The sequence below is a fragment of the Pseudomonas anguilliseptica genome, from assembly GCF_900105355.1.
In the GTDB taxonomy this organism is placed as follows: Bacteria; Pseudomonadota; Gammaproteobacteria; order Pseudomonadales; family Pseudomonadaceae; genus Aquipseudomonas; species Aquipseudomonas anguilliseptica.
This window is the reverse complement of the sequence record NZ_FNSC01000001.1, coordinates 2,904,929-2,918,292: the sequence shown is the minus strand read 5'-3', so window position 1 is coordinate 2,918,292 and position 13,364 is coordinate 2,904,929. Positions and strand designations below refer to the sequence as shown.

Here is a 13,364-nt window from a genome sequence, read left to right as displayed (position 1 = left end):
CAACTTACTCAGCGTGCGTCGATCTGCTGCTGCAAGTTCTGCACTTGCGCCTGCAGGGTGCTGATGTTACGAGTCATTTGCGCGCGGAAGGCATCGAACTCAGCCGTGCTGCTGCCAGCGGTACGGGTTTCCAGATCGCTTTTCAGCACCAACAGGTCCTGCTCGACACGGGCAATGGCCTGGTTGGGGTTGCCCTGTTTCTTCAGCGCATCAATTTCGCCGCTCAACCCGGCAAGTTTCTCGTCGAGTTTGCTTTGCCCGGCCAGCGTACTTTTCAGGGTGGCTTGCTCATTTTTCAGCACCGCCTGTTCGGCGCTGAGTTTGTTGAGGATGCCTTCCAGCTTGGCATCCCCACCTTCCTGGCCTTTCAGCTGCGCGGCCAGCTGCTCAAGGCGCTTGCTCTGCTCGCTATTCTGCCCACTGACGCCCTGCTGCTTGCTCAGCTCGGCCAGTTTGCTTTCCAGCTGCTTGACCTGCAGCTTCAGCGCTTCACTGCCACTGGTGACCGACGACTCGGTGGCCACCACCTTGCCGGAAATATCCTGAATACGCCCGGCGGCCTCCTCGCTGATACGCGCGAAACTCTCCTGAGTGGCGACCAGTTGCTGCTCCATCAGGCTGATCTGCTGAAAGCTCCACCAGCCGAGCCCGCCCAGGGCGATCATCAAGGCGCCAACCAGCGCCCAGAGTGGGCCGGTACTGGCCGACCTCACCGGTGCAGCGCTCGCCGCACGGCCATAGCTGCTGCCGCGTGCCGGCTCTGGGTGATCCGTCTGATAGTCATCGTGATCGCGCTGATCAGCCCGCAGGCTGGGCACGTGATCGAGTTCGTCGTGGGCATCGTTACGCATGGGTCAACCTTCAAGAAAGCGCGGGGTGAGGAGCCAGTCGGGCTTAACATTGCTCGGCGGCGGAAAAGCCCGACAGGCTCCAAGCAAATTGCCGCGCAGTATAACGGTTCGCGCGCAGCGCTTCAGTGTCGCGCCATGCCAGTGCGAAACGCACCGACGAAGGGCACGGCACAGGCCATCGACTCGCTGCAGGCCGCACAGTTCCACAGAGTGTGAACTGGTATGCGCTTTGCACTTGTCTATTTGCGACGTTATTGCGGCACCAGGGAGCAAAGGTGTTGCAGGCGCGATCCGCACGCGGGAAACGCGGCGAGACCAGGCCGGTGGCATTGCGACTGGGTGACACCCAGCCGCAATGCCCACTTGTAATAGCTAGGGAAACTCTGAATAAGACTTCCTGATTTTGGCAAAATGCCCGGACGCCACCCGCCGAGTTTTCCGATGAAGCAAATGACCTTCGCCGATGCCGAGTACGCCGGCAAACGCAAGCAGACCCGCAAAGAGTTGTTCCTGATCGAGATGGATCGGGTGGTGCCGTGGAAGGGTTTGATCGCACTGATCGAACCGTATTACCCCAAGGGTGAAGGCGGTCGGCCGGCCTATCCGCTGATGGCGATGCTACGTGTGCACCTGATGCAGAACTGGTTCGGCTACAGCGACCCGGCGATGGAAGAAGCGCTGTACGAGACCACTATCCTGCGGCAGTTCGCCGGGCTGAGTCTGGAACGTATCCCCGACGAAACCACCATCCTCAACTTCCGTCGTCTGCTGGAGAAACATGAGTTGGCTGCCGGCATCCTGGCCGTCATCAATGGCTATCTTGGCGACCGTGGCCTGTCGTTGCGCCAAGGCACCATCGTCGATGCCACGCTGATCAATGCGCCGAGTTCGACCAAGAACAAGGACGGCAAACGCGACCCAGAGATGCACCAGGCCAAGAAGGGCAACCAATACTACTTCGGCATGAAGGCGCACATTGGCGTGGATGACGAGTCGGGGCTGGTACACAGCGTGGTAGGCACGGCGGCCAACGTGGCGGATGTCACTCAGGTCGACAAGTTGCTGCACGGCGAGGAAAACGTGGTGTGCGCCGATGCGGGTTATACCGGCGTCGAAAAGCGCCCCGAACATGATGGGCGCGAGGTGATCTGGCAGGTTGCTGCCCGCCGCAGCACCTATAAGAAGCTGGGTAAGAGCAGCCCGCTGTACAAAGCCAAACGCAAGATCGAGAAGGCCAAGGCCCAGGTGCGCGCCAAGGTTGAGCACCCGTTCCGGGTGATCAAGCGTCAGTTCAGTTATGTAAAGACACGCTTCCGTGGCTTGGCCAAGAACACGGCGCAACTGGTGACGCTGTTCGCGCTGTCGAACCTGTGGATGGCACGCCGACATTTACTGACCAATGCAGGAGAGGTGCGCCTGTAATGCGGGAAATGGCTGCCGCGAGCTACTCGCGGCGGCTAAAAACACAGAAATGAATGGGTAATCTGATCGTTTTTGATCGATTTGCCGCTTTCAAAATCGGCGGGGCTGAAGTCAGCCAGAAATACATGGCTACTTCAGACCATCCCTAGGGGGGAAAGATCCATGGAGCTGAACAGAGAAGTACTGGATTGCATGATGAGCCTGCGCCGCAGGCTGCGCGAAGAACTGACGGTGGACATTCGCATGAGCCAGCCTGATGCGATCAACAGCATGCTCAGTGCCTGCCTCACCTCAAGCAGTGAGGAAACCCGCCAACTGGGGCAACTGCTGGCCCAGTACAGCGACCGCCCCTTCGGCGAGCCCGCGACCACACCACGTATGCAGGCCGGACACCCGCTGCTGGTGGAAGAAAGCGCGCATCGCCCACCCAGCGCATCGGTGCGCATGTATCGCGGGCAGCGCGTTTACGCCTGAAGCCTGTTTACCCGCAATCAGCTCGGATGATGCGCCTGCCACCAGGCGCAGAACTCATCCAGAGCGCTCCACAGGCTGGCCTTGGGTTCGTACTCCAGATACTGCTGCGCGCGGCTGATATCCAGAGAGAAGTCCTTGGCCATCACCGCCACACCCAGACGAAACAGCGTCGGTTCCGGGCGACCGGGTAACAGCTTGCACACGCCTTCATTCAGCGCCGCAGCGCCATACGCCAGGCCATAGGGCAGATGGCGGGTCACCGGCGGCAGGTCGAGTTTGTGCAGCACATAGTTGACCACGTCCCACAGCGGCACTGGCGCGCCGTTGCTGATGTTGTACACCTGCCCCAGCGCCGGCCCGGCGGCCAGCAGGCAGCTCATCAGTGCTTCGTTGAGGTTGTGCACGCTGGTGAAATCGACCTTATTCAGGCCGTTGCCGATAATCGACAAGCGTCCTTTGCGCTGCATATTGATCAGCCGCGGGAAGATGCTGGTGTCGCCTGCGCCGGTGACAAAGCGCGGACGCAGCGCCAGCACCTCCAGACCGAACTCCTGAGCGGCAAACACCTGCTGCTCGGCGAGAAACTTGGTTTTGCCGTAATGATCGGAAAAACGTTTGGGCAGCTGTTCTTCACGCAGGCCGACATGCGCCTGACCATCGAAATACACCGACGGCGAAGACAGGTGCACCAGACGCCGCACCTTCTGCTTGAGGCAAGCGTCGACCACGTTTTCGGTGACCGTGACGTTGGCCTGATAAAAGTGCTCGTAACGCCCCCAGACGCCGACCGCGCCGGCGCAGTGCACCACCGCCTCAACATCCCGGCACAGCTGCTGCACCAGCTCCGGGTCGGACAGATCACCCTGGACAAACTCCGCGCCACGCGCACACAGGTGCTCAACGCCCTCGGCGCGCCGCCCATTGACCCGCACACTCAGGCCCTGCTCCAAGGCAAAGCGAGCGAAACGCCCACCGATAAAGCCACTGGCCCCGGTTACCAGAATCTTCATTGCCGCCCCCTTTGCCATGATTGCAGGCCACTCTAGCAGCGCATGTCAGCCGCCGCCGTGGCATTGCAAGCCAGAACAGCGACTGCACACACCCTGCGATAGGCAACAGCACCGCTCACAGCGGCTAAGCTGCCAGACGCAAACCAATAACAACTTAGGAGCCACGGGATGGCCACGCACTGGATGATCTACGGAGCCAACGGTTACACCGGCCACCTGCTGGCCGCCGAAGCCAAGCGTCAGGGCCTCACGCCCATTCTGGCGGGGCGCAATCCGGCCGCCGTACACGCCCAGGGCAGCCTGCTGGGCCTGGAATGCCGGATATTCGATATCCACCAACTGGATCGCGCCAAGGAAGCCCTGGCCGATATTGCCGTGGTCGCTCACTGCGCGGGGCCATTTTCTGCCACCAGCGCACCGATGCTCGACGCCTGCCTGGCCAGCGCCACCCACTACGTCGATATCACTGGCGAGATCAGCGTGTTCGAAGCCGCTCACCAGCGTGATCAGCAGGCCCGCGAGCTGGGCGTGGTGGTCTGCCCCGGCGTGGGCTTCGATGTGATCCCCAGCGATTGCCTCGCCGCTTGCCTGTACCAGGCCCTGCCCGATGCCACGCACCTGGCGCTGGGCTTCGACTCTGGCAGCGGGCTGTCGCCCGGCACGGCAAAAACCTCGCTGGAAGGCCTGAAGTTTGGCGGCAAGGTACGTCGCGCAGGGGTGATCACCGATGTGCCGCTGGGCTACAAACGCCGCGCCATCAACTTTGGCCGCGGTGAAAAGCCAGCGGTAACCATTCCCTGGGGCGATGTCTCCACCGCCTACCACTCCACCAGTATCGACAATATCGAGGTGTACCTGCCGACACCAACAGCGGCCGCCATCGTGATGCGCCTGATCGACCCGCTGCGTGGCCTGCTGGGCCTGGATGCGGTGCAGAACTGGCTCAAGCGGCTGATCGAAAAACGCGTCAGCGGCCCCGATGAAACCAGCCGCGCACGTCAGCGCACCTGGCTGTGGGGCGAGGTGCACAATGCCGCAGGGGTAATAAAAACCGCGCGCCTGGAAACCGCCAACGGCTATGACGTCACTGTGCACGGTGCCTTGCTGGCCGTACGGCACTTGCTGAACTACAGCGGCCCCGGCGGCTACTTCACGCCGTCAAAACTGCTCGGTGCACGCTGCGTGGAACAGCTGCCGGGCTCGGGAAAGGTGGTTATTTCCTGAGTGCGACCAGGCTATGGCTTGCGGCGTGGGTAAGGTGGCGCGTCAGCTGATTAAGCAACTCGCCGCCATTGCGCCAGTGATGCCAATACAGAGGAACATCGATTGGCCGGTCGCTGATCAACTCAACCAACTCGCCACGGGCCGACTCCCCCAGTACTTGCAGCTCGGGGATCAGCCCCCAGCCAAAACCGGCCTGCGCCAGGCGGATAAAACCTTCGGATGACGGGCACAGGTGGTGGGCAAAACCACCTTCGACGCCCAGGCTGGACAGATAAAGGTGCTGCAACAGGTCATCCGGGCCGAAGACGATAGCCGGGGCATGAGCCAGCGCCTGCGCCGTTACTCCATTTGGAAAATGCCGGGCGATAAACGCCGGGCTGGCCATGGCCCGATAACGCATCGCGCCCAGCAGCATGGCCCGCGCACCGGCCACCGGGCGCTCACTGGCGCATACGCAGGCCGCCACCTCGCCGGCGCGCATGCGCTTGAGGCCGACCTCCTGATCCTCCACCACCAGATCCAGCAGCAAACGCTGTTCGGTACAGAACGCGCCCACCGCGCCGGCCCACCAGGTGGCCAGGCTGTCGGCGTTAAGTGCGATGCGCAGGCGCTCCGGTAAACCGCCCTCGTCCAGCCCCGGCACCTGCGCCTGAATATCGCGTTCCAGCAAACGCACCTGTTGTACATGGTTAAGCAAGCGCCGACCGATTTCCGTCGGCGCCGGCGGCACCGCACGCACCAGTACCGGCTGACCAACCCGCGCCTCGAGCAGCTTGATCCGCTGCGACACGGCGGATTGCGACAACCCCAGCACCTGCGCCGCCCGCTCGAAGCCGGCCTGTTCGACAACCGCGGCCAGGGCGGCGAGTAGTTTGTAATCCAGCAAAATAAGATTTCCTAATGAGCAATCAGGATTATTGGTTTCTCTTATATACCCGGCCGCAGCAGACTGACCAGCATCCCCACCCTGAACAAGGCAATCCGCATGGCCGGCGAAACCTCACTGACAGCCCTGCTGCGCAGCATGAACCCTCACCTGAACGATGGCGCATACGTGTTCTGCTGTTTAAGCGATACCGCGCAGCTACAAGGCATACAACCGCTGGGCAGCTTTCAGGAAGCCGAAGGGCTCACGGTCATCGTGCAGCGCCAGCAAGCCGAGCACCAGGGCTTGCCGTACAGCTACGTAGCCGCCTGGCTGACACTGCATGTGCATTCGGCACTCGAAGCCGTCGGCTTGACGGCTGCCGTTGCCAGCGCACTGGCGCAAGCCGGAATCAGCTGCAACGTGATCGCCGGTTTCTACCACGACCACCTGTTCGTCGCCCACGCTGATGGGCTGCGCGCGCTGGCCGTTCTGCAACAGCTCAGTGAGCAGGCGGAATAATCGATATGTGGCAGAGCTATAGCAACGGATTACTGATCGCCGCCGGGCTTATCATCGCTCTCGGCGCGCAAAACGCTTTTGTCCTCGCACAAAGTCTGCGCCGCGAGCATCACCTGCCGGTGGCGCTGCTCTGTGTGGTCTGCGATGCCCTGTTGGTGACCGCTGGGGTCTTTGGTCTAGCTACCGTACTGGCGCAAAGCCCGCTGCTGCTGGGCATCGCCCGCTGGGGTGGTGCAGCCTTTCTGCTCTGGTATGGCGCCCAGGCGCTGGTCCGCGCCAGCCGCCCGCAGGCACTGAATCAGGCCAGTGAAAGCGGCCCACGCTCACGCAAGGCAGTACTGCTGGCAGCCCTGGCAGTGACCTTGCTCAACCCACATGTGTACCTCGACACGGTGCTGCTGATCGGCTCACTCGGCGCCCAACAGCCGGTGCCCGGCGCCTATGCGCTGGGTGCGGCAAGCGCTTCATTGATGTGGTTCTTCTGCCTGGCCCTCGGCGCAGCCTGGCTCGCACCCTGGCTCGCGCGCCCAAGCACCTGGCGCTTTATAGACCTGGGCGTGGCCCTGATGATGTTCAGCATTGCCTGGCAGCTATTGAGCAACCCCGGCATGCTCTAGAACGGCTCTGATGCAACATGCCGAGGTGGTTTTCCACACAGTTGCCGCGTGTTTAAGGCGCAGTGCCGGTGCTATGATCAAAGGCTTGCGGCGCAAAGAGATAACTCACGCCGCTGAGATGGCCGCCCGTGATCGGCCTCGCGCACACCGCACCTGATCTGATTAGGAGATAGACAATGGCTTTCGAATTGCCGCCGCTGCCCTACGCACATGACGCTCTGCAGCCGCACATTTCCAAGGAAACCTTGGAGTTCCACCACGACAAGCACCACAACACCTATGTCGTGAACCTGAACAACCTGGTCCCAGGCACCGAGTTCGAAGGCAAAACCCTGGAAGAAATCGTCAAGACTTCTTCGGGCGGCATCTTCAACAACGCCGCTCAGGTCTGGAACCACACCTTCTACTGGAACTGCCTGGCGCCTAACGCCGGTGGCCAGCCGACGGGTGCCCTGGCTGACGCGATCAACGCGGCCTTCGGTTCCTTCGACAAGTTCAAGGAAGAGTTCAGCAAAGTTTCCATCGGCACCTTCGGTTCCGGTTGGGGCTGGCTGGTGAAGAAGGCTGACGGTTCCCTGGCTCTGGCCAGCACCATCGGCGCCGGCTGCCCGCTGACCAGCGGCGACACCCCGCTGCTGACCTGCGACGTCTGGGAACACGCCTACTACATCGACTACCGCAACCTGCGTCCGAAGTATGTTGAGGCGTTCTGGAACCTGGTTAACTGGGACTTCGTAGCGAAAAACTACGCCGCCTAAGTACCTGCGTTACCCACAAGAAACCCGGCCCAGTGCCGGGTTTCTTGTTATGTGGATACGTGCTTTAGAGCAGCTTGCGCGGGGGAAACGCCAGGTGCAGCGCCTCCACCTGCTGCACGGCCTGACTCAGACGTTGATCGGCGATGACCGGCCCAAGGTACTCGCACAGGCCGATATACAACAGGTTGAGCAATTGCCGTAAGTGCTCAAGGCCCAAGCCGGCTGGTTCCAGCGCAGCGTCCTGCTCCAGCCAGGCACGCACCAGCAGGCGCTGCTCGTTAGCCACGCTCAACCCGGCAAGATTGCCCGCAGCGAAACGCCGCAAACGCGGCACCAACTCGGCCTCCAGCTCATTCAACAGCACCCGACTCAGCGCCTCGAAAGTATGCCGTGCCTGGCTATCCGGGCCAACCCTTAGGGATGGTCTGAAAAAGACTTCCTGATTTTGGCAAAATATCCGCACTCCACCCGCCGAGTTTTCCGATGAAGCAGATGACCTTCGCCGACGCCGAGTACGCCGGCAAGCGCAAGCAGACCCGCAAAGAATTGTTCCTGATCGAGATGGATCGGGTAGTGCCATGGAAAGGGTTGATCGCTTTGATCGAGCCGCATTATCCAAAGGGTGAAGGCGGCCGACCGTCCTATCCGCTGATGGCGATGCTGCGAGTGCATCTGATGCAAAACTGGTTCGGTTACAGCGATCCGGCGATGGAAGAGGCGCTGTACGAGACCACCATCCTACGCCAGTTTGCCGGGCTGACTCTGGAGCGCATTCCTGACGAAACCACCATCCTCAACTTCCGCCGCTTGCTGGAAAAACACGAACTGGCTGCCGGCATCCTGGCCGTGATCAATGGCTACCTGGGTGACCGTGGTTTGTCGCTGCGCCAAGGCACCATCGTCGATGCCACGCTGATCAACGCGCCGAGTTCAACCAAGAACAAGAACGGTAAGCGTGACCCTGAGATGCACTCAACCAAGAAAGGCAATCAGTATTACTTCGGCATGAAGGCGCACATCGGGGTGGATGACGAGTCTGGCTTGGTGCACAGCGTGGTGGGTACTGCCGCCAACGTGGCGGATGTCACCCAGGTCGATAAGCTGCTGCACGGCGAGGAAAACATGGTGGGGGCCGATGCCGGATATACCGGTGTCGAGAAGCGCCCCGAGCATGAGGGCCGTCAAGTGATCTGGCAGGTTGCAGCACGGCGTAGCACTTACAAGAAACTCGGTAAGCGCAGCGCGCTGTACAAAGCCAAGCGCAAAATCGAGAAGGCCAAGGCCCAAGTGCGAGCCAAGGTCGAGCATCCGTTTCGGGTGATCAAGCGTCAGTTCGGTTATGTGAAGACGCGCTTCCGTGGCCTGGTCAAAAACACGGCGCAACTGGTGACTTTATTCGCGCTGTCAAATCTGTGGATGGCGCGCCGACATTTACTGACGAATGCAGGAGAGGTGCGCCCGTAATGCTGGAAATGGCTGCCGCGAGGTGCTCGCGGCGGCTAAAAACACAGAAATGAGCCGGTAATCTGATCGTTTTTGATCGATTTATCACTTTCGAAATCAGCAGAGGCTGACGTCAGCCAGAAATGCATGGCTACTTCAGAGGATCCTTAGCGGCGCCGCCACGCCCATCCGCTGCCTCCAGCTGTGCAACAGCGGCTCCGGGTCGGGCAGCAAGGCCGATAGCGGCCCAGTCAGCGCGCCCACGAGTTCGCGGTAGAGCTTGGCGCGCTCCAGTTTGCGTTCAGTGGTCGCGACCACTTCGCCGAGAAACTCTTTGAGCGCGAACGGTGGTTTATCGGCATATTTACTTTCCCAGAGCGCCAGCACGGCCAGCAGTTCGTCCTCGGCAAAGTGTCCGGCCAGCCCGGTGTAGATCGCCCGTCGGCGAGTTGCCAGACTCATCTCACACCCTCCTCGGCAGATCGTTGCTGTCGAAAGTCACGGCCAGGTTGAACTCGGGATAGCCCACCTCTGCATGCTCGGCATAATCCAGGCCGCGCTGCTCATGCTGGGTGGAGGTACGCAGGCCGAGGGTTTTCGCCAGCAACAGATAGAGCATCAGCGCCAGCGGAAAGGCCCAGACAAACGCCACACCGGCGCCGAGCAACTGCACACCGACCCGCGACCAGTTGAACAGGTCGCCACTGAAGAACAGCCCGGCCGCCACCGTACCCCAGACACCGGCAAAGCCATGCACTGGCACCGCGCCAACTACATCATCCAGCTGCCAGCGCTCCAGCAGGCGCATACCGAACACCACCACAAAACCGGATACCAGCCCGGTCAGCAGGGCAAACAGCGGCGACATACTCGCGCAACCGGCGGTGATGCCGACCAAACCGCCGAGCGAACCGTTCACCGTAGTGGTCAGCAGCACCGGACTGGAGGTACTGCGCTGCGCCAGAAATGCGCCCAGCGCTCCGGCCGATGCAGCCAGATGGGTATTCAGGGCAATCAGGCCGAGGCTGACATTCATCTCCAGACTGCTGCCGGCGTTAAAGCCAAACCAGCCGACCCAGAGAATAAAACCGCCCAGCGCGACCAGGCTGAGGTTGTGCCCGGGAATGCTGCGCGGCGTGCCATCCGCAGCAAAGCGGCCCAGACGCGGCCCCAGTACCAAAATGCCGGCCAGCGCACACCAGGCGCCAACGCTGTGCACCACGGTCGAACCGGCGAAGTCGATAAAACCCAAGGCCGCCAACCAACCCTGGCCGCCATAGATGCCGCTCCACACCCAGCTGCCGAACACCGGGTAGATAAACCCGCTGATCACCACTGCGCCAATCAGGTAGGCCGAATAGCGCGTGCGCTCGGCCATGGCACCACTGGCGATGGTCGCTGCCGTGGCGGCGAACATCATCTGAAACAGCAGAAAGGTGAAATCCCAGGGCCCGCCGGTATGCGGCGCGAAATGGCTCATGCCGAACCAGCCGGTGATATTGCTGCCGAACATCAGACCGAAGCCCAGCAGCCAGAAGGTGATGCCACCGACGCAGCCGTCCATGTAATTTTTCATCATCACATTGACCGCATTCTTTGCCCGCGACATGCCGCTTTCCAGCAAGGCAAAGCCGGCCTGCATAAAGAACACCAGCACGCTGGCCAACACCAGCCAGGCCGTGTTGAGCGCCTCATCGCTGGCCGCCTGCGCCAGTGGTGAAACCAACAGTGCAGCTACCCCTAACAGTCGAGTTCTCATCGCAGCGTCCCCCATAAAGGTGAGTAGAGGGGGCTTCGCAACTCTCATGCCAAACAAAAAAATAGCTGGGCGCCATTTTTAACGTTGCCTAGCAACGGCCCCAAAGGTGGTCGCCAGGCCTGGCAGACCATAAAAAACCGCCCAACGGCGCTCAAGCCGCAAGCAACTCGCACCGACACAGTGCAGGCGGGCAACACAGCTGCCTGCAGTCGCGCCATCGCCGCGCAGATAATTTGTTCGACAAACTTTGGTAATGGCCCTTTGACTGCAAGCGCGACTTTGCCAATACTCACTAGCGTCTGACGCCGAAGGCCTCGAACAAGGAACCGTCATTTGAAGCTGGAACTCAAAAACAGCCTGTCACTCAAGTTGCTCCGCGTGGTGCTGCTATCAGCGCTGGTCGTCGGCGTGGTCTTGAGTCTTGCGCAGATTGTTTTCGACGTTTACAAAACACGTCAGGCAGTCGCCAACGACGCGCACCGTATTCTCGGCATGTTCCGCGACCCTTCCACCCAGGCGGTCTACAGCCTGGATCGGGAAATGGGCATGCAGGTGATCGAAGGCCTGTTCCAACATGAGTCGGTGCGCATGGCCGCCATCGGTCACCCCAATGAACCGATGCTGGCGGAGAAAGCCCGAGAGCAGGTCGATATCCCCACGCGCTGGCTGACCGACCCGATCCTTGGCAAAGAACAGAATTTCACCACCCAGCTGGTAGGCCGTGGCCCCTACAGCGAATACTACGGCGACCTCAGCATCACCCTCGACACGGCTCCCTACGGCGAGAGCTTTGTCACCAACTCAGTCATCATCTTTATCTCCGGCGTGCTGCGTGCCCTGGCCATGGGTTTGGTGCTGTACCTGGTCTACCACTGGCTGCTGACCAAACCGCTGTCGAAGATCATTGAGCACCTGACCAATATCAACCCGGACCGCCCCAGCGAGCACAAGCTGCCGATGCTCAAGGGCAACGAGAAGAATGAACTGGGGCTGTGGATCAATACCGCCAACCAGCTGCTCTCCTCCATCGAACGCAACACCCACCTGCGCCGCGAAGCGGAAAACAGCCTGCTGCGCATGGCTCAGTACGATTTCCTTACCGGGCTGCCGAACCGTCAGCAGCTGCAACAGCAACTCGATCAGATTCTTGAAGACGCCGGGCGCCTAAACCGGCGAGTGGCGGTGCTCTGCGTAGGCCTGGATGACTTCAAAGAGATCAACGAGCAGTTTAGCTATCAGACTGGCGACCAACTGCTGCTGGCCCTGTCCGACCGTTTGCGCAGCCACAGTGGCCGCCTCGGCGCTCTGGCCCGCTTAGGTGGTGATCAGTTCGCCCTGGTGCAGGCCGATATCGAGCAGCCTTACGAGGCCGCCGAGCTGGCGCAGAGCGTACTCGACGACCTCGACAACCCGTTTATGCTCGACCAGCAGCAAATGCGCCTACGTGCCACCATCGGCATCACCCTGTTCCCGGAGGATGGCGACAGCACCGAGAAGCTGCTGCAGAAAGCCGAGCAGACCATGACCCTGGCCAAGAGTCGGTCACGCAACCGCTACCAGTTCTATATCGCCAGCGTCGACAGCGAAATGCGCCGCCGCCGCGAGCTGGAAAAAGACCTGCGCGACGCCTTGTCCCTGAACCAACTGCACATGGTTTACCAACCGCAGGTCGACTACCGCGACCACAGTGTGGTTGGCGTCGAAGCGCTGCTGCGCTGGCAACATCCACAACATGGTTTCGTGTCGCCAGATCTGTTTATCCCGCTTGCCGAACAGAGCGGTACCATCATCCCGATTGGTGAATGGATTCTTGACCAATCCTGCCGTCAGCTGCGCGAATGGCATGATCAGGGCTTCACCGAGCTGCGCATGGCGGTCAACCTCTCCACCGTACAGCTGCACCACGCCGAGCTGCCACGGGTGGTCAACAACCTGATGCAGGTCTATCGCCTGCCGCTGCGCAGCCTGGAGCTGGAAGTCACCGAAACCGGCCTGATGGAAGACATCAACACCGCCGCCCAACACCTGCTCAGCCTGCGTCGCTCCGGTGCGTTGATCGCGATTGATGACTTCGGTACCGGCTACTCCTCGCTGAGCTATCTGAAAAGCCTGCCGCTGGACAAGATCAAGATCGACAAGAGCTTCGTTCAGGATCTGCTGGAAGACGAAGACGACGCAACCATCGTGCGTGCCATCATCCAGCTGGGTAAGAGCCTGGGCATGCAGGTCATCGCCGAGGGCGTGGAAACCGTCGAGCAGGAGGCCTATATCATCGCCGAGGGCTGTAACGAGGGTCAGGGCTACCTGTACAGCAAGCCGCTGCCGGCACGCGAACTGACGACCTACCTGAAGCAGGCCCGGCGACTGAACAGCGCCGCCAATCCCGCCACTCTCTGACGCCAGACGCCTACGAAAAAGC

At 60.9% G+C, this 13,364-nt stretch carries 14 protein-coding genes; 8 read left to right on the top strand and 6 right to left on the bottom strand.

Features of this window, described 5'->3' with window-relative positions:
- Positions 1–8: 8 nt before the first annotated feature.
- Positions 9–851: an ATPase gene (locus tag BLW24_RS14255; protein ID WP_090382585.1), complete on the bottom strand. Its 843-nt coding sequence runs from the start codon at positions 849–851 to the stop codon at positions 9–11.
- Positions 852–1,292: 441 nt separating this feature from the next.
- On the opposite strand from BLW24_RS14255, the gene BLW24_RS14250 reads away from it, so the two are divergent.
- Both BLW24_RS14250 and BLW24_RS14245 read left to right on the top strand, forming a co-directional pair.
- Complete coding sequence (locus BLW24_RS14250; protein ID WP_090375425.1) at positions 1,293–2,273, top strand: IS5 family transposase; 981 nt, start codon at positions 1,293–1,295, stop codon at positions 2,271–2,273.
- 162 nt (positions 2,274–2,435) lie between these two features.
- The gene (locus BLW24_RS14245) at positions 2,436–2,747 is read left to right on the top strand and encodes a hypothetical protein (protein WP_090382581.1); all 312 of its coding nucleotides are present in this window, start codon (positions 2,436–2,438) and stop codon (positions 2,745–2,747) included.
- Positions 2,748–2,764: 17 nt separating this feature from the next.
- Here BLW24_RS14245 and BLW24_RS14240 read toward each other — a convergent pair whose 3' ends face one another.
- The gene (locus BLW24_RS14240) at positions 2,765–3,757 is read right to left on the bottom strand and encodes an NAD-dependent epimerase/dehydratase family protein (RefSeq protein WP_090382574.1); all 993 of its coding nucleotides are present in this window, start codon (positions 3,755–3,757) and stop codon (positions 2,765–2,767) included.
- Positions 3,758–3,925: 168 nt separating this feature from the next.
- Here BLW24_RS14240 and BLW24_RS14235 point away from each other — a divergent pair, with 168 nt between their 5' ends.
- Positions 3,926–4,981 carry a saccharopine dehydrogenase family protein gene (locus BLW24_RS14235; RefSeq protein ID WP_090382568.1) on the top strand — a complete coding sequence of 352 codons (1,056 nt, stop codon included), beginning with the start codon at positions 3,926–3,928 and terminating at the stop codon, positions 4,979–4,981.
- Here the strand turns inward: BLW24_RS14235 and BLW24_RS14230 are convergent.
- Positions 4,971–5,867, bottom strand: coding sequence for a LysR family transcriptional regulator ArgP (locus BLW24_RS14230; RefSeq protein WP_090382562.1), 897 nt, complete (start codon positions 5,865–5,867; stop codon positions 4,971–4,973). The genes BLW24_RS14235 and BLW24_RS14230 overlap by 11 nt on opposite strands.
- Before the next feature lie 99 nt (positions 5,868–5,966).
- Here BLW24_RS14230 and BLW24_RS14225 point away from each other — a divergent pair, with 99 nt between their 5' ends.
- The 3 genes from BLW24_RS14225 to BLW24_RS14215 all read left to right on the top strand — a co-directional run bounded on the left by BLW24_RS14225 (position 5,967) and on the right by BLW24_RS14215 (position 7,743).
- Entirely contained in the window at positions 5,967–6,368 is a 402-nt protein-coding gene (locus BLW24_RS14225) for an ACT domain-containing protein (RefSeq protein WP_090382557.1), read from the top strand.
- A 5-nt stretch (positions 6,369–6,373) separates the two neighbouring features.
- The gene (locus BLW24_RS14220; RefSeq protein WP_090382553.1) at positions 6,374–6,985 is read left to right on the top strand and encodes a LysE/ArgO family amino acid transporter; all 612 of its coding nucleotides are present in this window, start codon (positions 6,374–6,376) and stop codon (positions 6,983–6,985) included.
- Between the two features lie 176 nt (positions 6,986–7,161).
- Positions 7,162–7,743: a superoxide dismutase gene (locus BLW24_RS14215; protein WP_090249029.1), complete on the top strand. Its 582-nt coding sequence runs from the start codon at positions 7,162–7,164 to the stop codon at positions 7,741–7,743.
- A gap of 64 nt (positions 7,744–7,807) precedes the next feature.
- Here the strand turns inward: BLW24_RS14215 and BLW24_RS14210 are convergent, their stop codons facing one another.
- Entirely contained in the window at positions 7,808–8,107 is a 300-nt protein-coding gene (locus BLW24_RS14210; protein WP_090382546.1) for a hypothetical protein, read from the bottom strand.
- Between the two features lie 119 nt (positions 8,108–8,226).
- On the opposite strand from BLW24_RS14210, the gene BLW24_RS14205 reads away from it, so the two are divergent.
- A complete protein-coding gene (locus tag BLW24_RS14205) occupies positions 8,227–9,207 on the top strand; it encodes an IS5 family transposase (protein ID WP_090375326.1) in 981 nt (326 codons plus the stop codon).
- Positions 9,208–9,342: 135 nt separating this feature from the next.
- Here the strand turns inward: BLW24_RS14205 and BLW24_RS14200 are convergent, their stop codons facing one another.
- Positions 9,343–9,648 carry a hypothetical protein gene (locus BLW24_RS14200; protein WP_244161162.1) on the bottom strand — a complete coding sequence of 102 codons (306 nt, stop codon included), beginning with the start codon at positions 9,646–9,648 and terminating at the stop codon, positions 9,343–9,345.
- Between the two features lies 1 nt (position 9,649).
- Complete coding sequence (locus BLW24_RS14195) at positions 9,650–10,945, bottom strand: ammonium transporter (protein WP_090387745.1); 1,296 nt, start codon at positions 10,943–10,945, stop codon at positions 9,650–9,652.
- A 333-nt stretch (positions 10,946–11,278) separates the two neighbouring features.
- Here BLW24_RS14195 and BLW24_RS14190 point away from each other — a divergent pair, with 333 nt between their 5' ends.
- Positions 11,279–13,342 (top strand): putative bifunctional diguanylate cyclase/phosphodiesterase, encoded by a 2,064-nt coding sequence (locus tag BLW24_RS14190; protein ID WP_090382541.1) that lies wholly within the window; start codon positions 11,279–11,281, stop codon positions 13,340–13,342.
- The last annotated feature ends 22 nt before the right edge of the window (positions 13,343–13,364 follow it).

Coding starts and splice junctions, on each gene's coding strand:
- BLW24_RS14220 (WP_090382553.1), top strand. CDS start 6,374: ATGTGGCAGAGCTATAGCAACGGATTACTGATCGCCGCCGGGCTTATC.
- BLW24_RS14200 (WP_244161162.1), bottom strand. CDS start 9,648: ATGAGTCTGGCAACTCGCCGACGGGCGATCTACACCGGGCTGGCCGGA.
- BLW24_RS14240 (WP_090382574.1), bottom strand. CDS start 3,757: ATGAAGATTCTGGTAACCGGGGCCAGTGGCTTTATCGGTGGGCGTTTC.
- BLW24_RS14195 (WP_090387745.1), bottom strand. CDS start 10,945: ATGAGAACTCGACTGTTAGGGGTAGCTGCACTGTTGGTTTCACCACTG.
- BLW24_RS14235 (WP_090382568.1), top strand. CDS start 3,926: ATGGCCACGCACTGGATGATCTACGGAGCCAACGGTTACACCGGCCAC.
- BLW24_RS14215 (WP_090249029.1), top strand. CDS start 7,162: ATGGCTTTCGAATTGCCGCCGCTGCCCTACGCACATGACGCTCTGCAG.
- BLW24_RS14245 (WP_090382581.1), top strand. CDS start 2,436: ATGGAGCTGAACAGAGAAGTACTGGATTGCATGATGAGCCTGCGCCGC.
- BLW24_RS14255 (WP_090382585.1), bottom strand. CDS start 851: ATGCGTAACGATGCCCACGACGAACTCGATCACGTGCCCAGCCTGCGG.
- BLW24_RS14205 (WP_090375326.1), top strand. CDS start 8,227: ATGAAGCAGATGACCTTCGCCGACGCCGAGTACGCCGGCAAGCGCAAG.
- BLW24_RS14225 (WP_090382557.1), top strand. CDS start 5,967: ATGGCCGGCGAAACCTCACTGACAGCCCTGCTGCGCAGCATGAACCCT.
- BLW24_RS14250 (WP_090375425.1), top strand. CDS start 1,293: ATGAAGCAAATGACCTTCGCCGATGCCGAGTACGCCGGCAAACGCAAG.